Origin of the sequence: Marinobacter sp. 1-3A, assembly GCF_016597775.1 — a bacterium.
GTDB classification, from domain to species: domain Bacteria; phylum Pseudomonadota; class Gammaproteobacteria; order Pseudomonadales; family Oleiphilaceae; genus Marinobacter; species Marinobacter xiaoshiensis.
Genome location: NZ_VCGZ01000006.1, coordinates 212,188 through 233,161, shown reverse-complemented (window position 1 = coordinate 233,161; position 20,974 = coordinate 212,188). Strand labels below are relative to the sequence as shown.

Genomic DNA, 20,974 nt, shown 5'->3' with positions numbered 1-20,974 from the left:
TATAGGGTCGGCTAAAAACTGGTGTCAGGCGTTGCCATCACGCAGAATACGCTGCTTCTGGCGGTCCCAGTCGCGCTCTTTCTCAGTAGCGCGTTTGTCGAATAGCTTCTTGCCCTTCACCAAGGCGATCTCGCACTTTACCTTGTTGTTTTTCCAGTACAGTGCCAAAGGCACGCAAGTCTGACCTGCCTGGCTTGTTTCCCCGATCAGCTTCGCCAACTCCTTGGCGTGCAGCAGCAATTTGCGGGTGCGAGTAGGATCGGCAATAACATGGGTGGAGGCTTCTGTAAGGGGCTGAAAATGCCCGCCCAGCAGAAAAGCCTCGCCGTCTTTTAATAATACATAGGCGTCGGTTATCTGGGCCTTGCCGGCTCGCAGTGATTTCACTTCCCAGCCGAGTAAGACCATACCCGCTTCGAAGCGTTCTTCTATGTGGTATTCGTGTTTCGCCTTTTTGTTCAGGGCGATGGTACTACTCGGCGTACCGGGTTTTTTCTTGCTCATGAATCAATTATCCGGATGCGGACGAATGAACGGGCCGGCCTGTCGCAGGTCGGCAAAAGGCGCATTGTAGCTCAGGAGTGCCAGACTGGTCACGAAATCACCCTCAAAGGTACAGGCGGTTCGTGCGTGGAGGAGTCCTTCGGCTACAATACTTGGCCAGACACTTTCCGAGGCGAAAATGCCTACGCCATACCAAACACATATCGGGTCGTTTACCCGAAAATCAACCTTTTTCTGGGCTGCAGTGGGTGCAACTGTGGGCTTGGCAAACCTGTGGCAGTTCCCTTATCTGGCGAGCTTGCATGGTGGTGGGCTATTTATTCTCCTGTATCTCGGATGCCTGTTGCTGGTTACCCTGCCTCTAATGATTACTGAGGCGGTCATTGGCCGGCATGCCCGTCACGGTATTGTGTTGGCGATGGACGGGCTTATACGCAGCGCTAAACGTTCGAGAGCCTGGATGGCCGTGGGTCGACTCAGTATTTTGGGCGCATTCCTGGTCCTGTCGTTTACGGCGGTTTTCGGGGCGATTGCACTGGCCTATGTGTTTTACGGTGCCGTAGGACGGTTTTCCGGAGTTGGTCATGCAGAGGCTACCGGGATTCTTGCTGCGCTGGTTTCCGACCCCCGCGAGTTTCGCGTATTCATGGGTTGGCATGGGTTCTTCCTGGTGATGGTCTTGTGGGTGTCTGGGCAGGGTGTAGTTGGCGGGCTTGAGCGGGCCTTCAGAATCGTTGTGCCAGGTACGCTGATGCTTATGCTGGCGCTATTTGGGCTTGCTGCCTGGTATGGCCGGATTGATGGCGCCATGAGCCAGATACTCGAGATGCATCCACAGGATCTCACATGGGGCAGCCTGAGCGCGGCATTGTTTCATGCCTTTTATACCCTGGGATTAGGTATGGGTGTGTGGGCGGTTCTGGGTGCTTACACCACACCGAATACGCAACTCAAACGATCCATTCTGGCCGTTGTGTTGATGGATACGCTGGTTGCGATTCTGGCGGGGTTAATGATTTTCGCCATGGCGACGCAAGGCAGTGCTTTTGATGGTGAACGAGGCTTTAGCCTTCTGTTCGTATCGCTTCCGGTTTCGCTTGCTGAACTGCCTGCGAGTCAGTTTGTGATCGCAACTGTCTTTCTGATGGTAGTGATGATCGTCTGGTCGACGGCACTTGCACTGCTGGAGCCGGTCGTTGGCTGGTTCCGTGAGTGGACGGGAGCGCCCCGAGGGTTGTCTGTTTTGTTAGTGGGGTTGGTCGTGTGGCTTGCGGGGCTCGCTTCTTTGTTTTCATTCAATTTGTGGTCGCAATACCGGCTTGGAGGCGCCACGGTATTCCGCTGGCTTGAGTTGTTAACCGGCGGGTTGATGATTCCTTTAGTTTCGATTCTTATAGCGCTCTTTACTGGCTGGTGCCTGACACGCAATCTCTCAAAAAGCATGCTCGGAAAGACCCCGGGGCTTTTTGGCACAATCTGGTTCTGGGTTATGCGCCTGGTCCTGCCTCTGGTCGTTGCTTACATTGGCATTCACTACACTGCAGGTTCACTGGTAAATATGTGCGACACAGGCAGTGAGGCACTCTGGTGCGAACCCGGGCCTGGGCTGGTGCTCCAGGAACAAAATGGCACTCCACCACAAATAATTGAAACGGGTAGTGCGGGTGTTGTCGACGACGGGGCAGGAGAGGGTGCGGGTGAGTTGCTACCAGCAGAGCAGGCGACTGAGAACAAACCTGACCTGCCTCAGTCCCTCCCTCAAAATGCCCCTAAAGACGGTGATATCCTTTATCATAGCGTTTGATCGCAGGTGTGATTGTTGTTGTAGGGCCTGTAGTCGGCCTTAAAGTGTATTTGTAAGCAGGACAACCGGTTCCGATGGCTCATCAGATTGATAAAACAGCCCTGGTTATGCACTCCGCGGAGCGCATGTTTCACTTGGTTAACGATATTGCCCGCTACCCCGAGTTTCTTCCCTGGTGTGCGGGTGCTGAGATTCATCAGCAAAACCCTGAGCAAATTATGGCGTCGCTGGAAATTGCCAAGGGAGGCGTTCGCCATAAGCTCACCACCCGCAACCAGTTGCTGATGCCCGAAGCCATTGAAATGAATCTGGTGGATGGCCCGTTTCGCAACCTGAAGGGCCGCTGGCACTTTAAACCTCTGGATGAAAATGCCTGCAAGGTGATTCTGACGCTGGAATTCGAGTTCTCGGGTTCTCTTTCGCGCATGACCTTCGGGCCTGTATTCAATCAGGCAGCAACAACCATGGTGGATGCCTTCTGTCGTCGTGCGGATGACATCTATAAAGGGGGTGGCTGATGCTCAGGGTTGAAGTGGCTTACGCGCGGCCAGACAAGCAGGAAATAATATCGGTACAAGTGCCTGATGGCGCGACAGCCGTCGACGCTGCCCGGCTGTCAGGAATTGCCACTATTTTCCCGGAGATTGATGTGGACTCCATCAGTATGGGGATATTTGGCAAGGTGATAAAAAAGCCCGCGGATCACGAACTGCGAGAAGGGGATAGAGTTGAGCTATACCGCCCGCTCCAGATTGATCCGAAGCAGGCGCGATTGAACCGGGCTAAAAAGAAGCCCGCAGCTGATCAGTAGGCCGGGGTCTCGTTCAGGAGTTCTGCTTCATAGTGGGTATAACGGTCAGCGTCGTAAAAGACGATGATGCGCTGCTCTTCAATAGAGCCGCCTCTGCGTTGGAAGGTGTATACATAGTACTCCCGGGAGCTATCAACCGGGTTGAGCATCAAAGGGGTCCCGAGTAACGCCTGAACCTGGCTACGGGGCATGCCTTCGTTAAGTTTGGACAGCTCTTCATCGGTAACAATGTTGCCTTGCTGGACATTGATCTTGTATACGCCCGGGAAAGCGCAACCGGAGAGAATGATAGTAAGAATGAGAGCTGTGAGCTTTTGCATCGCCGGAGGAAATCCTCTATCTTGAAATCGCCTGCCAAGGGCAGGTGTGGCACGGGTTAACCGTTAAATGGCGGCTTCATCATACCGGAAGCCGTGAGGCACACCAAAGAGTGAATAGTAACATGTCATCTGAAAACGCCGAACTACGAAAAGTCGGTCTCAAGGTAACTCTGCCAAGAGTGAAGATCTTCAACATCCTGGAAAACGCCAAGGACCATCATCTCAGCGCAGAAGATGTGTACAAACGGCTCCTGGATCAGGGTGATGATGTGGGTCTGGCCACCGTATACCGCGTACTTACTCAGTTTGAGACAGCGGGACTGGTGTTACGTCACAACTTTGAAGGCGGCCATGCAGTATTTGAGATGGCCGGCGAAGATCATCATGATCACATGGTTTGTACCCAGACAGGGCAAGTGATTGAGTTTGTTGATGAAGTGATTGAGGAGCGTCAGCAGATAATTGCGAAAGAGCACGGCTATGAAATAGTCGAGCACAGCCTGATTCTGTATGTGAAACCCCTGAAGTCCTGAAGCCGCAGAGTTATCCCTGAATAAAAAAGGGGCAGGCCGTGAAGCCTGCCCCAACAGCTCTCAGGGTCGAGAGGGGGAGTGTTTGGCGGCATCCGTTCAGTGGTGGGTCGCCTGTCCTTTGGAAAACATTTCTGTTGCGTGGGCTATGGTGTGCTCTGTCATATCAACACCCCCCAGCATTCTTGCCACCTCACTGATTCTTCCCTGATCGTCCAGCGATTCGATTTTCGAGAAAGTTGCGTCTTGCTGGGTGAATTTGCTCACAAACAAGTGCTGGTGACACTGGGCCGCAACCTGCGGCAAGTGAGTGACGCAGATAACCTGTCCGTTGGCTCCCAGCGAGCGCAGTAGCTTGCCAACCACCTCAGCTGTGCCGCCGCCAATGCCCACGTCGACTTCGTCAAAGATCAGGGTTGGAGTGGTAGACGTTTGCGCGACTACTACCTGAATTGCCAAGCTGATTCGTGAAAGTTCGCCGCCGGAGGCAACTTTTGCCAAAGGTCTTGCGGGTTGCCCCGGGTTTGCACTAACCAGAAATTCCACTTCTTCCAGCCCATGAGGTGCCGGTTCGTTCTGGTTGTTGTTGCTCAGGTGGGTAACAAACTGAACCGATGGCATGCTCAGCTGGGCAAGTTCACCGGCAATGCGCTGATCCAGCTCAGCTGCTGCTTTAGCGCGGAGATCGGAGAGTTTGCCTGCCAGTTCATTGAAGGTGGTGCGGTGGCTTTCAAGGTCTATTTCCAGTTGTTCCAGGCTGCCTTCGCCGCCATCCAGTTCGGCCAGTTCCGCACTTTGCCGCAAATGAAACTCCGGGAGATCTTCGGGGTTGATGCGGTGTTTGCGCGCCATCTGGTAGATGGCGCTTAGTCTGTCTTCAACTTCGGTCAGGCGCGCAGGGTCGGCTTCGTAGTCATCTACAAAGTGGCGAAGGTTGTCGCCCGCTTCACTGATCTGGATCTGCGCTTCGTTGAGCATTTGAATCGTGTCGGCCAGCGCAGGTATTTCAACCGGTAACTGCTCTAATTGCTGTAGCGCCTGGCGCAATAAGCCAGCTGCGCTGGTTTCATCTTCTGTGCACAGCAGTGCTGCCTGATGGCTATTGTGAAGAATTGCATCGGCCTGGCTCAGTTGTTCCTGCTCTTGCTCAAGTTGCTCTTGCTCCCCGATTTCGAGAGCAAGGCGGTCAAGTTCTTCCACTTGATAGCGCAGCAACTGCAGTCGGGCTTCGGACTCCTCTGCATTTTGCTGGCGCTCGATCAGTTTTGTGCGAATCTGGTTCCAGGCTTTCCATGCTTCGCGAGTCTGGTTGGCAAGATTTTCCGCGCCCGCGTATTCATCTATCAGCTTGCGATGGGTTTCTTTTCGCAGGAGTGATTGGTGCTGGTGTTGACTGTGGATGTCCATCAGCAGTCCACCCAGGTCTTTCAGATGCGCCAGAGGGCAGGGTTGGCCATTAATGTATGCTCGAGACCGACCGTCCTTGCTGATGACGCGGCGCAAAATGCAGTCGTTGTCGTCATCCAGTTCGTGGTTTTCCAGCCACTGTTGGGCATCTGATATGCCCGAAACATCAAAAGTGGCTGTAATGTCTGCACGCTTGGCGCCATGGCGCACAGCACCCGCATCGGCGCGTCCGCCCATGGCCAACCCCAGTGCGTCCAGCACAATGGATTTGCCTGCTCCTGTCTCGCCAGTAAGAGCTGTCATGCCCTTGCTGAATTGCAGTTCTACTCTTTCGGCGATCGCGTAGTTGGAAACGGTGAGCTGTGTGAGCATGCAGATAACCTCCGCTCTTGAAAATATACTGTTCGTTCATACAGTGACTGTGAATATATACAGGGGTTTTCGGGTTTGCAATCACTTCGCAGATATTTTCTCAAGGAATGGTGCTTTTAACGGTTGAAACCTGAGCGCTGAACCCCATATCGGTTCGCAATAGCATTCTTCTGGCTCCGTGGGGTCAGAGCCTATGTTCAATTGGCCGCGTTCAAGCCGGCCGCCGAAGATCTGGCAGGAGTATTCATGAGCACCGAAGAAAACCGCAACGAGCAGTTGGATGAGTTGAATGAAGCCGCCAAGGCAGCAGCTGAGGATGCGCAGTCTGGCGAGCAGGTAGTAGAGCAGGAAGAGGTTTCCGAGCTGGACTCCCTGAAAGAGCAGCTTCAGGATTCGCAGGAGCAAATGTTGCGCTTGCATGCGGAAATGCAAAACGTGCGTCGCCGCGCCGAGATGGATGTTGAGAAGGCGCATAAGTTTGCCTTGGAAAAGTTTGTTAAAGAGTTGCTGCCTGTGGCAGACAGTCTTGAGAAGGCGGTTGAGAGCACAGAAGGGCAGGAAGGTGCTGGTGAGTTAGTGGCGTCTATCCGTCAGGGCGTGGAAATGACGCTCAGCTTGTTTGTTTCCAGTCTGAAAAAATTCAATGTGGAGCCGCTGAACCCTGTGGGCGAGCCGTTTGATCCCCAGCAGCACGAAGCCATGTCGATGGTGCCAGCACCCAATGCTGAGCCCAACAGCGTGGTAGCGGTAATCCAGAAGGGCTACCTGCTGAACGGGCGCGTAGTGCGTCCGGCAATGGTGATGGTGGCCAAGGCTCAGGATGCACCAAAAATTGATGAGCAGGCTTGAAAAGTCACTTAAAGCGCCAATATAGCCATTAAGCAAAACTAACCGGATTTATATTTTTCCGGGCAACCATTAAGTACCGCATTCAGAAGAACTGGAGTGATTAAATGAGCAGAATTATCGGTATTGACCTTGGAACAACGAACTCGTGTGTCGCCATTATGGATGGCGATAAAGTCCGGGTTATTGAAAACGCAGAGGGTGATCGCACCACTCCATCTATCATCGCTTACGCTGATGACAATGAAATTCTGGTGGGTCAGTCTGCCAAGCGTCAGGCGGTTACTAACCCGCAAAACACAATCTTCGCTATCAAGCGTTTGATTGGTCGTCGTTTTAAAGATGATGTTGTTCAGAAAGACATCAAGATGGTGCCTTACAAGATTGCCGAGGCAGATAACGGCGATGCGTGGGTAGAAGTAAAGGGCCAGAAAATGGCTCCTCCCCAGGTGTCTGCAGAAATCCTGAAGAAAATGAAGAAGACTGCAGAGGACTATCTGGGCGAGAAAGTAACCGAAGCGGTAATTACTGTTCCGGCCTACTTTAACGACAGTCAGCGTCAGGCTACTAAAGACGCGGGCCGGATTGCAGGTCTGGATGTGAAGCGCATCATTAACGAACCGACTGCCGCAGCCCTGGCTTATGGTCTGGACAAGAAAACTGGCGACCGCACAGTAGCAGTTTACGACTTGGGTGGTGGTACGTTTGACCTCTCCATTATCGAAATTGCAGATGTTGATGGCGAGCACCAGTTTGAAGTTCTGGCGACCAACGGTGACACCTTCCTGGGTGGTGAAGATTTCGATATGAAAATCATCGAATTCCTGGCCGACCAGTTCAAGAAAGACAGCGGCATTGATCTGCGCGGTGACTCACTGGCCATGCAGCGCCTGAAAGAAGCGGGTGAGAAGGCCAAGATTGAGCTTTCCAGCAGCCAGCAGACCGACGTTAACCTGCCGTACATCACTGCAGATGCTAGCGGTCCCAAGCACATGAACGTGAAGCTGACCCGTTCCAAGCTTGAATCTCTGGTAGAAGATCTCGTTGAACGCAGTCTCGAGCCTTGTAAGGTTGCCCTGAAAGACTCAGGTTTGAGCGTTGGTGAGATCGACGAAGTTATCCTGGTTGGTGGTCAGACACGTATGCCGCTGGTTCAGGAAAAAGTTAAGGCATTCTTTGGCAAAGAAGCGCGTAAGGATGTGAACCCGGACGAAGCTGTTGCAATGGGAGCAGCGATTCAGGCGGCCGTACTGTCTGGCGATGTGAAAGACGTTCTGCTTCTGGACGTAACTCCTCTGACCTTGGGCATTGAGACCATGGGTGGCGTTGCTACACCAGTAATCGACAAGAACACCACGATCCCGACCAAGAAGTCGCAGACCTTCTCTACGGCAGAAGACAACCAGACAGCGGTTACCATTCACGTTGTTCAGGGTGAGCGCAAGCAGGCGACGCAGAACAAGTCCCTGGGACGTTTCGATCTGGCTGATATTCCACCTGCTTCACGTGGCGTGCCGCAGATCGAGGTTACTTTCGATATCGATGCCAACGGTATTCTGAACGTGTCTGCGAAAGATAAGGCTACCGGCAAAGAGCAGTCCATCGTTATCAAGGCCTCTTCTGGCTTGAACGATGACGAAATCGAAAAAATGGTGCAGGACGCCGAAGCGAATGCTGAGGAAGATCGCAAGTTTGAAGAGTTGGTTCAGGCTCGCAACCAGGGTGACGGCATGGTTCACGCCGTGCGCAAGACCTTGACTGACGCTGGAGACAAAGTCAGCGACAGCGAGAAAGAGTCTATTGAAGCGGCCATCAAGGACTTGGAAGAAGCACTGACCGGTTCTGATAAAGACGACATCGAAGCTAAAACGCAGAAGCTCACGGAGGTTTCTGGTGAGTTGGCTCAGAAGATGTACGCAGATCAGGATGGCCAGGCACAGCAGGCTGGTGGACAGGAAGAAGCTCAGTCCGCCGACGATGCAGTGGATGCCGAGTTCGAAGAAGTTAAAGACGACGAAAAGAAGTAATTCGGACGTTTATCAGGTAGTTGGTTGGAAAACGCGGAGTTGATCCGCGTTTTCCGCGTTTAAAAAACAGGGTTTTGAAGCATGGCCAAGCGCGATTATTACGAAGTTCTCGGGGTTTCCCGGAGCGCGGACGAGAAAGAGATTAAGCGAGCTTACAGAAAGCTTGCGATGAAATACCATCCCGATCGCAACTCCGAAGACAAAGATGCCGAGAGCAAATTCAAAGAGGCCACTGAAGCCTACGAAGTGCTGGCAGACCAGACCAAGCGTGCGGCATACGACCAATATGGCCATGCCGGCGTAGATGGGCAAGCCGGCGGTGGATTCGGCGGTGGTGGTAACTTCTCCGATATCTTCGGTGATGTGTTTGGCGACATCTTTGGTGGCGGTGGCAGAGGCGGCCGCAATACCCGTGGTTCGGATCTGCGTTACACCCTGGAACTGGATCTTGAAGAAGCGGTAAAAGGCAAAACCGTAAAAATAACCATTCCCGGACACAGGGAGTGCGATACCTGTGATGGCAGTGGTGCGGAAAAAGGCTCCCGTCCTGAAACCTGCGGTACTTGTAAGGGTATGGGGCAAGTGCGCATGCAGCAGGGTTTCTTTGCCGTGCAGCAGGCGTGTCCCACTTGCCGTGGTTCCGGTCAGATTATCAAGAACCCCTGTAAGTCCTGTCATGGACAGGGCAGGGTGCAGGAAGAGAAAACCCTCTCCGTTAAAGTGCCGCCCGGTGTTGATACTGGCGACCGTATAAGGCTCTCCGGTGAAGGCGAGATGGGCATAGATGGTGGTCCGCCAGGCGATCTGTATGTGCAGATGTCGGTTCGTGAGCACTCAATCTTTACCCGCGACGGGCGCAACCTGTACTGTGAAGTGCCGATCAGCATTATTGACGCCACGCTGGGTGGTGAGCTGGAAGTGCCAACGCTGGATGGTCGCGTGAAGCTGAAAATCCCGGCCGAGACCCAAACAGGTAAGTTGTTCCGGTTGCGCAACAAAGGCGTTAGCCCTGTGCGCGGTGGCCCATCAGGTGATCTCTTGTGCCGTGTGATTATCGAAACACCGGTTAACCTGACCAAACGCCAGAAAGAACTGCTTCAGGAGTTTCAGGTAACTCTCGACGGCAGCAACAACGGCACGAACCATGCCCCGAAGAAAACGTCCTGGTTTGAGGGTGTTAAGAGCTTCTTCGACGAAATGAAATTCTGATCAGCTTCACATAAGGAAAAGGCCATGAGGGTAGCAATCATCGGCGCCGCCGGGCGCATGGGCAAAGTGCTGATTGAGGCGGTTGACGGCACAGAGGGGCTCGAGTTGGGCGCGGCCATTGTCGAGCCAGGCAGCAGCCTTATCGGAGCCGATGCCGGCGAAATGAGCAGCATCGGCAAAACCGGCGTAAAGATAGCGGGCGCCCTGGCTGACGTGAAAGATGATTTCGACGTGCTTGTCGATTTCACCTTCCCGGACCTCACCCTGGAAAACGCCGAGTTCTGCGCAGCCAACGGCAAAATGCTGATTATCGGAACCACCGGCCTGACCGATGCCGAAAAGCAGCAGTTGGCCATGGCGGCAGAATCTACCCAGGTAGTATTTGCGCCCAATATGAGCGTTGGCGTTAACGTAGTGCTCAACCTCCTGCGCACCGCTGCAGCAACGCTGGGCGACGACTATGACGTCGAAATCATCGAAGCCCATCATCGCCATAAAAAAGACGCGCCCTCCGGCACAGCTCTGCGCATGGGCGAAGTGGTTGCTGATGCACTGGGCCGCGATCTCAAAGAGTGTGCAGTCTATGGCCGTGAAGGCTTCACTGGCGAGCGTACCCGCAAGGAAATCGGTTTCGAAACCATCCGCGCAGGTGACGTAGTGGGCGATCACACAGTCCTGTTCGCCACCGAAGGTGAGCGCATTGAAATTACTCACAAGGCAAGCAGCCGGATGACCTTCGCAAAAGGCGCAATGCGAGCAGCTCTGTGGCTGAAAGACAAGCCTGCTGGCTTGTACGACATGCAGGATGTTTTGAGCTTGAAGTGAGCATTCTTTCCGAGGAGTTCTGACGACTTGCTCTGAGGCAGGGGCTTGGGATCTTTGCTCCGGGAATGTCGTAGGCCAGGGACGGCCGGAGACAAGCGCACATGGATGTGCTCGTAGCGGTTCCCGGAGCAAAGATCCCAAGTGCCGGCCGGTGTTTCAGCCGTACTCTAAAGCAGGGCGATTTTGCATGGACACAAAACCGCAAATTTCATACAATAAGGCGGTTTAACTGCACCAAGCGTAGGCTTCGAAAAGCCCAAGGGACCAAAAAGTCCCCGGATAACAATAAGCGGGACGGAGTTTTTACTCCCTCTCGCTTTTTTGCGACCTGAATTTGCGCTTGCGTTCCTGCACGTGACGAAACGAAACGCCACTCGATGAGGATACAAGCCTTGAGCACACCCGCAATCCTTGCACTCGCAGACGGAAGCCTGTTTTACGGCACCGCCATTGGCGCTGACGGCGAAACCAGCGGCGAAGTGGTGTTCAACACCGCGATGACCGGCTACCAGGAAATACTGACCGATCCGTCCTATGCCCGCCAACTCGTTACCCTGACATACCCGCACATCGGCAACACAGGCGTAAACGAAGAAGACGTAGAATCAGACCGTATACAGGCTGCCGGCCTGATTATCCGCGACCTGCCACTGGTTGCCAGCAACTGGCGCAGCACCGGATCGCTCGACGAATACCTGCGAAGCAACAACATTGTCGGAATAGCCGATATAGACACCCGACGCCTAACGCGCATCCTCCGCGACAAAGGCTCACAAAGCGGCGCCATTGTGGCTGGTGCTGACGCCACTGCCGAGCGCGCACTGGAACTCGCAAACGCGTTTCCCGGGCTCGAAGGTATGGATTTGGCAAAAGTGGTTAGCTGCGAAAAGCCGTACAAGTGGACCCAGGGAGACTGGACGCTCGGTAAAGGATACGCAGAAGGCGGCGAGACCAAGTTTAAAGTTGTGGCCTGGGATTACGGAGTTAAGTTCAACATCTTGCGCATGCTTGCCTCCCGCGGCTGCGAAGTCACTGTTGTGCCTGCCCAAACCCCTGCCTCCGAAGTGCTGGCCATGAATCCGGATGGCATCTTCCTGTCTAACGGCCCGGGCGATCCAGAGCCCTGCGATTATGCAATCAAGGCAATCCAGGAAGTGCTCGAAACCGAAATTCCGGTGTTTGGCATCTGCTTGGGGCATCAGCTTCTTGCCATTGCCAGCGGTGCGAAAAGCATGAAGATGAAGCACGGCCACCACGGTGCTAACCACCCGGTTCAGAGGATACCCAACGGCACAGTCATGATTACCAGCCAAAACCACGGTTTTGCAGTGGATGAGGCATCCTTGCCTGCGGTGTTGGAAGTTACCCACAAGTCGCTGTTTGATGGCACCTTGCAGGGTGTTCGCCGTACCGACAAACCAGCATTCAGTTTTCAGGGGCACCCCGAAGCAAGCCCGGGTCCCGGTGATGTGGCGTCATTGTTTGATGAGTTTGTCCAGCTGATGGAAGCCAGAACGGCCTGAAGCCGATTCATGGCAAAAGTGCCACACCAGACACGCGCCGCGTTTATGCGCTGCAAGAATTTAAATGTTGCTTACAGGTTTACCAAGACATGCCAAAACGGACCGATATTAAAAGCATCCTGATTCTGGGCGCAGGCCCGATTGTAATCGGGCAGGCGTGCGAATTTGACTACTCCGGAGCCCAGGCCTGTAAAGCCCTGCGTGAGGAAGGCTACCGCGTCATCCTGGTTAACTCGAACCCGGCCACCATTATGACCGACCCGGTGATGGCGGATGCCACCTACATCGAGCCGATTACATGGCAAACCGTTGCCAAGATTATTGAAAAAGAAAAGCCTGATGCAGTACTGCCAACCATGGGCGGCCAGACTGCGCTGAACTGCGCGCTGGAGCTGGAAAAGCACGGCGTGCTGGCTGAGCACGGTGTGGAAATGATCGGTGCCAATGCTGACACCATCGACAAGGCCGAGGATCGCAGCCGTTTCGATAAGGCCATGAAGGCCATTGGCCTCGAGTGCCCCCGCGCATCCATCGCACACTCCATGGAAGAAGCCTGGAAGGTTGCCGACGACATTGGCTTCCCCTGCATCATTCGCCCCTCGTTCACCATGGGCGGTTCTGGTGGCGGTATTGCCTACAACCGGGACGAGTTTGAAGAAATCTGTACCCGCGGGCTTGATCTCTCGCCCACCAACGAGCTGCTCATCGATGAGTCGCTGATTGGTTGGAAAGAGTATGAGATGGAAGTTGTGCGCGACAAGGCAGATAACTGCATAATCGTGTGCTCCATCGAGAACTTCGATGCCATGGGTGTCCACACGGGTGACTCCATCACCGTCGCACCAGCGCAGACGCTGACTGATAAAGAATATCAAATCATGCGGGACGCCTCCCTGGCTGTACTGCGTGAAATCGGCGTGGAAACCGGTGGTTCCAACGTGCAGTTTGGTATCCATCCGGACACCGGCCGCATGGTTGTGATTGAAATGAACCCAAGGGTTTCCAGGTCATCGGCGCTGGCCTCCAAAGCAACGGGTTTCCCGATTGCCAAGGTTGCTGCCAAGCTGGCCGTTGGTTACACGCTGGACGAGCTGCGCAATGAAATTACCGGTGGTATAACACCGGCATCGTTCGAGCCCAGCATCGACTATGTCGTTACCAAAATCCCCCGGTTTACATTCGAAAAATTCCCCCAGGCCGACGCCCGCCTTACCACCCAGATGAAATCTGTGGGTGAGGTCATGGCCATCGGTCGCACCTTCCAGGAATCCCTGCAGAAAGCCCTTCGTGGGCTGGAGGTCGGCTCAGACGGATTTGATGAGCGGCTCGAAGAATTTACCTCGGAAACCTCTCGTGAAACCCTCACTCGCGAACTCAGTGTTCCCGGTGCCGAGCGTATTTGGTACATCGGTGATGCGTTCCGTGCCGGGCTAACCGTGGAAGATGTATTTGAGTACACCCATGTAGACCCTTGGTATCTGGTGCAGATCGAAGATCTGATTCGAGAAGAGCAGGCGCTGAAATCAGCCGGTAAGGCCGATATTGATCACGCCACCCTGTTCCGCCTAAAGCGTAAAGGCTTCTCGGATGCCCGTTTGGCCAAGTTGCTGGGCATTACGGACGTGAGCATGCGTAAGCTGCGGCACGATCTGAATATTCGCCCCGTATACAAACGTGTTGATAGTTGTGCAGCAGAGTTTGCCTCCGATACCGCTTACATGTACTCCACCTACGAGGAAGAGTGCGAAGCAGAGCCGACTGATCGCGAAAAAATCGTGGTTATTGGTGGTGGCCCTAACCGGATTGGTCAGGGCATCGAGTTCGATTACTGTTGTGTTCACGCGGCACTGGCCATGCGGGAAGATGGCTACGAAACCATCATGATCAACTGCAACCCGGAGACGGTATCCACCGATTACGATACCTCTGACCGCTTGTACTTTGAGTCAATTACTCTGGAAGACGTGCTGGAAATTATCCACATAGAAAAGCCCAAAGGCGTGATTGTCCAGTATGGCGGGCAGACACCCCTGAAACTGGCTCGTGGCCTGGAAGCCGCCGGTGTGCCCATTATTGGTACCAGCCCGGATGCGATAGACCGCGCGGAAGATCGTGAGCGGTTCCAGCAGATGATTCAGCGCCTTGGGCTCAAGCAGCCGGAAAACGCCACCGTGCGCAGTCTTGAAGAAGGAATTGTTGCAGCCAGTAAGATTGGCTATCCGCTGGTGGTTCGCCCCTCCTACGTGTTGGGTGGTCGGGCAATGGAGATTGTTTACGGCGAGGACGAGTTGGTGCGTTACATGCGCAGCGCCGTGCTGGTTTCCAACGACAGCCCGGTTTTGCTGGACCACTTCCTGAATGCAGCCATTGAAGTCGATATCGATGCCATCTGCGACGGTACCGATGTCGTTATTGGTGGAATCATGCAGCATATTGAGCAGGCGGGTATTCACTCCGGTGACTCTGCGTGCTCCTTACCGCCATACACGCTGCCGCCGGAAGTTCAGGATGCCATGCGTGATGCGGTCAGGAAGATGGCTCTCGAGCTTGAGGTTGTCGGGTTGATGAACGTTCAGTTGGCATGGCAGGATGACGAGATCTACGTGATCGAGGTCAACCCGCGTGCTTCAAGAACGGTGCCTTTCGTATCCAAGGCTATTGGAGTGTCTCTGGCCAAGGTTGCAGCGCGTGTTATGGCGGGCATCTCACTTGCCGAGCAGGGCTTCACCAAAGAAGTCGTGCCCAGCTACTATGCGGTAAAAGAGTCTGTATTCCCGTTCAACAAGTTCCCCTCGGTTGATCCGATCCTGGGGCCCGAAATGAAGTCCACGGGTGAGGTAATGGGGCTTGGTGATAGCTTTGACGAGGCCTTTGCCAAGGCGTCGCTGGCGATTGGCGAGCGTTTGCCGTCCAGCGGAACCGTATTTATGTCGGTTCGTGATGTAGATAAGGCAGGTGCAATTCAGGTTGCCCGTGATCTGGTGGCTATTGGCTTCGAACTTGTTGCTACCACTGGAACTGCGAAAGCGCTCCGTGCTGAGGGCATCGAAGTGGAGCGGGTTAACAAGGTTGGCGAAGGGCGCCCGCATATTGTGGACGCCATCAAGAATGGCCAGGTTCAGCTCATCATTAATACTACCGAAGGTCGCAAGGCTGTGTCTGATTCGGCGCAGATTCGCCAGTCAGCTCTGCAGACCAAAGTAGCTTATACAACAACACTGGCGGGCGGCGAAGCCTTCTGTCGGGCCATCAAATTTGGCCCGGAGCGTACAGTACGCCGCCTGCAAGACCTCCACGCAGGGAAGTAAGATTATGAGTGATAGAGTGCCTATGACCAAGGCGGGCGAAGCCCGCTTACGTGAGGAGCTCCAGCAGCTGAAATCCAAGGATCGGCCGCGGGTTATTGCGGCCATTTCGGATGCTCGCGAGCACGGTGATCTCAAGGAAAATGCTGAATACCATGCTGCCCGTGAGCAACAGAGTTTCATAGAGGGCCGTATTCAGGAAATCGAAGGCAAGCTTTCTGCGGCGCAGGTAATCGACGTAACGGAAATGGAAAATACCGGCAGGGTGATCTTCGGCACCACGGTCCATCTGTTGAATATGGATACTGACGAAGAGGTGGTTTACAAAATCGTCGGTGAAGATGAGGCGGATATCAAGGAAGGCAAACTGTCGATCTCTTCGCCCATTGCGCGGGCACTGGTAGGCAAGAGCGAAGATGATGTTGTCGCCATCCGTGTGCCATCAGGTACTGTGGAGTACGAAATCGGAAAGGTTGAATACATCTGATTTTGCAGCGCTGGTAAATCCAGTCCACAAAGAAAAGCCGGCTGAGTGATATGCAGCCGGCTTTTTGTTTTATGAGTTACGGGAAAGTCAGTTCCTGAGGCGCAAGAGGTTAGACAGCTTCGGGTTTGGCTTCTTGGCTCTGCGCAGCAACACAGCAATCTTGCCAATGGTTTGCACTAGCTCAGCGCCACTGGCTTCGCACAGGGCAGTGATTGCTTCCTGGCGGGCTTCCCGATCCTGGCTCGCCACTTTGATCTTGATAAGCTCGTGGTCGTTCAGGGCGCGCTCCAGTTCTTCCTGGAGGTTTTCGGAGAGTCCCTTGTCGCCCACAATGATGACGGGTTTCAGGTTGTGGGCGATGGCCCGGTATTCCCGGCGCTGTTCCGCTGAAAGGCTCATGATGTATTCTCTTTATCGGTGCAATTAACAAAAGGTCAGCGGCATATTCGCTGGCAACGTCGTATAATCGGCGGATTGTAACAGACAACCTTGTATACAGATCACCCTGCAGGCGTTGTAATTTCCGAGATAAGGCCCACATACAAGGAACATGGGGATTTATCCGGCGTTCAGGAACGTCTTCAGGTTGATCCGCAGCTACGTTTTTCTGTGGCCGTTACGGATGGGCCGTTTCTGGTGGATAGACGTATAATTGGTGTAAGGTGTCAGTAAAGAGTAGTTCCTTCGATGGCCTGCTCTTCAATTCACAGGTGATGATCCTTGAACGATATGGCAAAAAATCTGGTTCTCTGGCTGATAATAGCCGCGGTACTGTTGATGGTGTTTCAGAACTTCTCTCCCACCACCACCGGTCAGCAAGTCAATTACTCCCAATTCGTTGAGATGGTCCAGCAGGGCCAGGTCAATAAAGTCACTATTGATGGTCTGGAAATTCAGGGCACCCGTGGCGATGGTTCCCAGTTTCAGACAATTCGCCCACAAGTGGCGGACAACAAGCTGATGGACGATCTGCTGGCGAACAAGGTGGAGGTGATCGGTAAAGAACCCGAGCGCCAGAGCCTGTGGACGCAGTTGTTGGTTGCAGCTTTCCCGATTTTGATCATTATTGCGCTGTTTGTGTTCTTCATGCGCCAGATGCAGGGCGGAGGTGGTGGCAAAGGCCCCATGTCGTTCGGCAAGAGTAAAGCGCGCCTGATGAGCGAAGATCAGATCAAAACCACGTTTGCCGATGTGGCCGGTGTGGATGAGGCCAAAGAAGATGTTAAAGAACTGGTGGATTTTCTTCGGGATCCCAGTAAGTTCCAGCGTCTTGGTGGCAGCATTCCCAAAGGCGTATTGATGGTGGGGCAGCCAGGTACAGGTAAAACCCTGCTGGCCAAGGCCATTGCCGGCGAAGCGAAGGTTCCGTTCTTCTCGATTTCCGGTTCGGACTTCGTTGAGATGTTCGTGGGTGTTGGTGCATCCCGTGTGCGGGACATGTTCGAACAGGCGAAGAAACAAAGCCCTTGCATCATCTTCATTGACGAAATTGATGCGGTCGGTCGTCACCGTGGCGCTGGCATGGGTGGTGGTCACGACGAGCGTGAGCAGACCCTTAACCAGTTGCTGGTTGAAATGGACGGCTTTGAAGGCAACGAAGGCGTTATCGTTATCGCTGCCACTAACCGCCCGGACGTTCTGGATCCGGCGCTGCTGCGCCCAGGTCGTTTCGATCGCCAGGTGGTTGTTGGTCTGCCCGACATCATTGGTCGTGAGCAAATTCTCAAGGTGCATATGAAAAAAGTGCCCCTGGATGAGAACGTTGAACCTGCGCTGATTGCTCGTGGTACTCCGGGCTTCTCAGGTGCTGATCTTGCAAACCTGGTTAACGAGGCAGCGCTCTTTGCAGCTCGCCGGAATATGCGCCTGGTATCCATGGAAGAATTTGAGCTCGCGAAAGATAAAATCATGATGGGCGCCGAGCGCAAGTCCATGGTGATGAGTGAAAAGGAAAAGCTGAATACTGCTTTCCACGAGGCGGGCCACGCGATTGTTGGCCGGTTGATGCCTGAGCATGATCCGGTTTACAAGGTGAGCATTATTCCTCGTGGTCGCGCTCTGGGTGTGACCATGTTCCTGCCCGAAGAGGACAGGTACAGCCACAGCAAGCGCTTCCTGATCAGCTCTATTTGTAGTTTGTTTGGCGGTCGTATTGCGGAAGAGTTGACGCTAGGCTTTGACGGCGTTACCACCGGTGCCTCGAATGATATTGAGCGTGCCACCAGTCTGGCGCGTAATATGGTCACTCGTTGGGGCTTGTCCGAAAAGCTCGGGCCATTGCAGTACGATACTGACAGCGAAGAGCCGTTCCTTGGTCGTTCGGCCGGCCAGGCGCAAACGGTATACTCTCCCGAAACGGCGCAGCGTATTGATGAGGAAGTCAGAAATATCATCGATTCGTGCTACGAGAAGGCGACAGAGATTCTGGTCGCTAACCGGGATAAGCTCGATGCTATGGCAGAAGCCTTGATGAAGTACGAGACCATTGATCGTCATCAGATCGATGACATTATGGAAGGTCGCACTCCGCGTCCGCCCAAAGGCTGGGATGATCGGGGTTCAGCAGGTGGTGCCAAAGCAGGCGGTTCCGACAGTGCTTCCGAATCCAGGCCGGCTGACGATGGCAAGCGGCCAGATGTAGGTCGTCCAGCGGGAGAGCATTAAGCTTCCTGGCTTCAAAGCGCTCAAGCTGATTGACGCCGCCCTGACTATGGGCGGCGTTTGTTTTTGCAAGTTGCTCTTCCCCCGGTTCAGGTATGCCAGTCCAGAAAGGTTTTTTATGGAAATGAAATTTGCCGGACGAGCGTTGGACATGTCCCGTTGTCATGTAATGGGTGTCCTTAACGTGACACCAGATTCGTTCTCCGATGGCGGTCGGTTCAATCAGTTTGATGTGGCGCTTCTGAAAGCCCGTCAGATGGTCGCTGATGGTGCAGCATTTATTGATGTGGGTGGTGAGTCAACCCGCCCTGGTGCTGCAGTTGTGTCGGTCCAGGAAGAGCTTGATCGGGTTTGTTCTGTGGTTGAGGCTATTTCCCGGGAGCTGGATGTGGTGGTTTCCGTCGACACAAGTACTCCGGCAGTCATGGCTCAGGCGGTTGAACTGGGGGCTGGGCTCATTAACGATGTACGTGCACTGCAAAGAGATGGAGCCTTGGCTGCAGCAGCAGCTGCCGATGTGCCTGTGTGCATTATGCATATTCAGGGGGAGCCGCAAACCATGCAGGAGCGCCCCGAATATCAGAACGTAATGCGAGAGGTGGGGGAGTTTTTGGTTCAGCGCGTTCACCTTGCAGCGAAGGCTGGAATTTCTGCGGAGAACATCATTCTCGATCCTGGCTTTGGGTTTGGGAAAAACCTTGAGCATAATTTGCGCCTGCTGGCTAATCTGGATCAGCTTCGGGCGCTGGGGCATCCGTTGCTGGTGGGTATGTCCCGAAAGTCCATGCTTGGCCATATTACGGGTCGGGACGTTGATGAAAGGTTGCCGGCGAGCCTCGCGGCCGCGACAATATCTGCAATGAAGGGTGCCAGTATTATTCGTGTGCACGATGTCAGGGAAACTATAGATGCCGTCAAGATCGCGACGGCCGTAAAGGAGGCAGGTTAATGGCCGGTAGAAAATATTTCGGCACGGACGGCATACGCGGCAGGGTCGGTGAGCATCCAATTACCCCTGAGTTTATGTTGCATTTGGGTTGGGCTGCCGGACAGGCATTCAAGAAAGCGGGTCAGCGCAACAGTGTGCTGATTGGCAAAGATACCCGCTTATCTGGCTATATGTTCGAATCTGCGCTCGAGGCAGGTCTGTCAGCAGCGGGAGTGGATGTGAAGCTTCTGGGGCCAATGCCCACGCCGGCCATAGCCTATCTGACTCGTACATTTCGGGCATCTGCAGGTATCGTGATCAGTGCCTCCCACAATCCCCATCACGACAACGGTATCAAGTTCTTCTCCGCTGAGGGCACCAAACTCGATGATGCTCTGGAGGCAGAAATTGAGCGTTGGCTCGAGACGCCCATTGAGGTTTGCGGTCCGGGAGAGTTGGGTAAGGCCTCAAGAATAGAGGATGCGCCGGGGCGTTACGTTGAATTCTGCAAGAGCACCGTGCCGAATGAGTTTACCCTGGATAACCTGAAGATTGTACTTGACTGCGCGCACGGCGCTACGTACCACGTAGCACCAAAGGTATTTCGCGAGCTGGGAGCCAAGGTGTTTGTTATTGGTGCGGAGCCAGACGGGCTGAACATCAATCTGAATGTTGGCTCTACACATCTGGATGCTCTCAAGCAGGCAGTTATCGATAAAGATGCTGATCTGGGAATTGCCTTCGATGGCGATGGTGACCGGGTACTTATGGTTGACCGTGACGGCTCCGAAGTTGATGGCGACGAGTTACTGTACGTCATGGCTGCCCAGAGGTTTGAAGAGGGGCGTCTCAAGGGTGGCGTGGTAGGTACGCTTATGACCAATCTTGGGGTTGAGTTGGCCCTGACAGAAATGGGAATATCATTCGAGCGTGCCAATGTCGGTGACCGCTATGTGATGGAGCGGTTGATCGCAAATGATTGGGTGCTAGGTGGCGAGGGCTCTGGGCATATGGTCATTCGGGATTGCACCAGCACCGGTGATGGTATCGTTTCGGCGCTCCAGGTGCTTTTGTCAATCTGGAAGTCTGGAAAAACGCTTGCTGAAATGCGCAAAGGCATGAGTAAGTTGCCCCAGACCATGATAAACGTGCGCGTAGAGCAGCGCTTTGATCCATTCAGTCGTGCGGATATTGTTGAGGCCGTGAAGAAAGCAGAGCTGGAGCTTGGTGATGCGGGCAGGATTTTGCTGCGGGCATCGGGGACTGAGCCCTTGATTCGAGTGATGGCGGAAGGCCGGAATGCCGGAGATATACGTCGCGTTGTGGAAAAGCTGGTGAAAGTTGTAGAAAACTCAACGCCCTGATTTTGTTGAATTCAGGCGGTTGTCTGTTATGAGGGACTGCTGTATAGTGCG

18 protein-coding genes are annotated in these 20,974 nt (G+C 53.9%); 14 read left to right on the top strand and 4 right to left on the bottom strand.

The window, feature by feature from the left end; all coding sequences use genetic code 11:
- Positions 1 to 24 precede the first annotated feature (24 nt).
- The gene (gene smpB, locus FE848_RS11705; protein WP_200203011.1) at positions 25 to 504 is read right to left on the bottom strand and encodes an SsrA-binding protein SmpB; all 480 of its coding nucleotides are present in this window, start codon (positions 502 to 504) and stop codon (positions 25 to 27) included.
- 178 nt (positions 505 to 682) lie between these two features.
- Here smpB and FE848_RS11700 point away from each other — a divergent pair, with 178 nt between their 5' ends.
- The 3 genes from FE848_RS11700 (at position 683) to FE848_RS11690 (ending at position 3,119) form a co-directional block, all read left to right on the top strand.
- Positions 683 to 2,308, top strand: coding sequence for a sodium-dependent transporter (locus tag FE848_RS11700; RefSeq protein ID WP_200203001.1), 1,626 nt, complete (start codon positions 683 to 685; stop codon positions 2,306 to 2,308).
- A gap of 74 nt (positions 2,309 to 2,382) precedes the next feature.
- A complete protein-coding gene (locus FE848_RS11695; protein ID WP_200202998.1) occupies positions 2,383 to 2,826 on the top strand; it encodes a type II toxin-antitoxin system RatA family toxin in 444 nt (147 codons plus the stop codon).
- Positions 2,826 to 3,119 carry an RnfH family protein gene (locus tag FE848_RS11690; protein ID WP_200202996.1) on the top strand — a complete coding sequence of 98 codons (294 nt, stop codon included), beginning with the start codon at positions 2,826 to 2,828 and terminating at the stop codon, positions 3,117 to 3,119. The genes FE848_RS11695 and FE848_RS11690 overlap by 1 nt, the downstream gene beginning before the upstream one ends.
- Here the strand turns inward: FE848_RS11690 and FE848_RS11685 are convergent.
- Positions 3,113 to 3,439, bottom strand: coding sequence for an outer membrane protein assembly factor BamE (locus FE848_RS11685; protein WP_200202993.1), 327 nt, complete (start codon positions 3,437 to 3,439; stop codon positions 3,113 to 3,115). The genes FE848_RS11690 and FE848_RS11685 overlap by 7 nt on opposite strands.
- 122 nt (positions 3,440 to 3,561) lie before the next feature.
- Here FE848_RS11685 and fur point away from each other — a divergent pair, with 122 nt between their 5' ends.
- Positions 3,562 to 3,972: a ferric iron uptake transcriptional regulator gene (gene fur, locus FE848_RS11680; protein ID WP_200202991.1), complete on the top strand. Its 411-nt coding sequence runs from the start codon at positions 3,562 to 3,564 to the stop codon at positions 3,970 to 3,972.
- A gap of 96 nt (positions 3,973 to 4,068) precedes the next feature.
- On the opposite strand, the gene recN is transcribed toward fur, so the two are convergent.
- Entirely contained in the window at positions 4,069 to 5,748 is a 1,680-nt protein-coding gene (recN, locus tag FE848_RS11675) for a DNA repair protein RecN (RefSeq protein WP_200202989.1), read from the bottom strand.
- Between the two features lie 246 nt (positions 5,749 to 5,994).
- On the opposite strand from recN, the gene grpE reads away from it, so the two are divergent.
- From grpE to greA, 7 genes are all read left to right on the top strand, one after another.
- Positions 5,995 to 6,597: a nucleotide exchange factor GrpE gene (gene grpE / locus FE848_RS11670; protein WP_200202986.1), complete on the top strand. Its 603-nt coding sequence runs from the start codon at positions 5,995 to 5,997 to the stop codon at positions 6,595 to 6,597.
- Between the two features lie 104 nt (positions 6,598 to 6,701).
- Positions 6,702 to 8,621 (top strand): molecular chaperone DnaK, encoded by a 1,920-nt coding sequence (gene dnaK, locus FE848_RS11665; RefSeq protein ID WP_200202984.1) that lies wholly within the window; start codon positions 6,702 to 6,704, stop codon positions 8,619 to 8,621.
- Positions 8,622 to 8,702: 81 nt separating this feature from the next.
- Positions 8,703 to 9,830 carry a molecular chaperone DnaJ gene (gene dnaJ, locus FE848_RS11660; RefSeq protein WP_200202975.1) on the top strand — a complete coding sequence of 376 codons (1,128 nt, stop codon included), beginning with the start codon at positions 8,703 to 8,705 and terminating at the stop codon, positions 9,828 to 9,830.
- A 24-nt stretch (positions 9,831 to 9,854) separates the two neighbouring features.
- The gene (dapB, locus tag FE848_RS11655; protein ID WP_200202973.1) at positions 9,855 to 10,655 is read left to right on the top strand and encodes a 4-hydroxy-tetrahydrodipicolinate reductase; all 801 of its coding nucleotides are present in this window, start codon (positions 9,855 to 9,857) and stop codon (positions 10,653 to 10,655) included.
- Positions 10,656 to 11,047: 392 nt separating this feature from the next.
- Positions 11,048 to 12,178, top strand: coding sequence for a glutamine-hydrolyzing carbamoyl-phosphate synthase small subunit (gene carA / locus FE848_RS11650; RefSeq protein ID WP_227715306.1), 1,131 nt, complete (start codon positions 11,048 to 11,050; stop codon positions 12,176 to 12,178).
- A gap of 89 nt (positions 12,179 to 12,267) precedes the next feature.
- Positions 12,268 to 15,486 (top strand): carbamoyl-phosphate synthase large subunit, encoded by a 3,219-nt coding sequence (gene carB / locus FE848_RS11645; RefSeq protein ID WP_200202971.1) that lies wholly within the window; start codon positions 12,268 to 12,270, stop codon positions 15,484 to 15,486.
- 4 nt (positions 15,487 to 15,490) lie between these two features.
- Entirely contained in the window at positions 15,491 to 15,970 is a 480-nt protein-coding gene (gene greA / locus FE848_RS11640) for a transcription elongation factor GreA (protein ID WP_200202970.1), read from the top strand.
- Between the two features lie 87 nt (positions 15,971 to 16,057).
- Here the strand turns inward: greA and yhbY are convergent, their stop codons facing one another.
- On the bottom strand, positions 16,058 to 16,369 hold the full coding sequence (gene yhbY, locus FE848_RS11635; protein ID WP_200202969.1) for a ribosome assembly RNA-binding protein YhbY: 312 nt from the start codon (positions 16,367 to 16,369) through the stop codon (positions 16,058 to 16,060).
- A 321-nt stretch (positions 16,370 to 16,690) separates the two neighbouring features.
- On the opposite strand from yhbY, the gene ftsH reads away from it, so the two are divergent.
- The 3 genes from ftsH (at position 16,691) to glmM (ending at position 20,923) form a co-directional block, all read left to right on the top strand.
- Positions 16,691 to 18,634: an ATP-dependent zinc metalloprotease FtsH gene (ftsH, locus tag FE848_RS11630; protein WP_265091919.1), complete on the top strand. Its 1,944-nt coding sequence runs from the start codon at positions 16,691 to 16,693 to the stop codon at positions 18,632 to 18,634.
- A gap of 115 nt (positions 18,635 to 18,749) precedes the next feature.
- Positions 18,750 to 19,580 (top strand): dihydropteroate synthase, encoded by an 831-nt coding sequence (gene folP, locus FE848_RS11625; protein ID WP_200202968.1) that lies wholly within the window; start codon positions 18,750 to 18,752, stop codon positions 19,578 to 19,580.
- Positions 19,580 to 20,923: a phosphoglucosamine mutase gene (gene glmM, locus FE848_RS11620; protein ID WP_200202967.1), complete on the top strand. Its 1,344-nt coding sequence runs from the start codon at positions 19,580 to 19,582 to the stop codon at positions 20,921 to 20,923. Before folP ends, glmM begins: the two co-directional genes overlap by 1 nt.
- Positions 20,924 to 20,974: the final 51 nt, after the last annotated feature.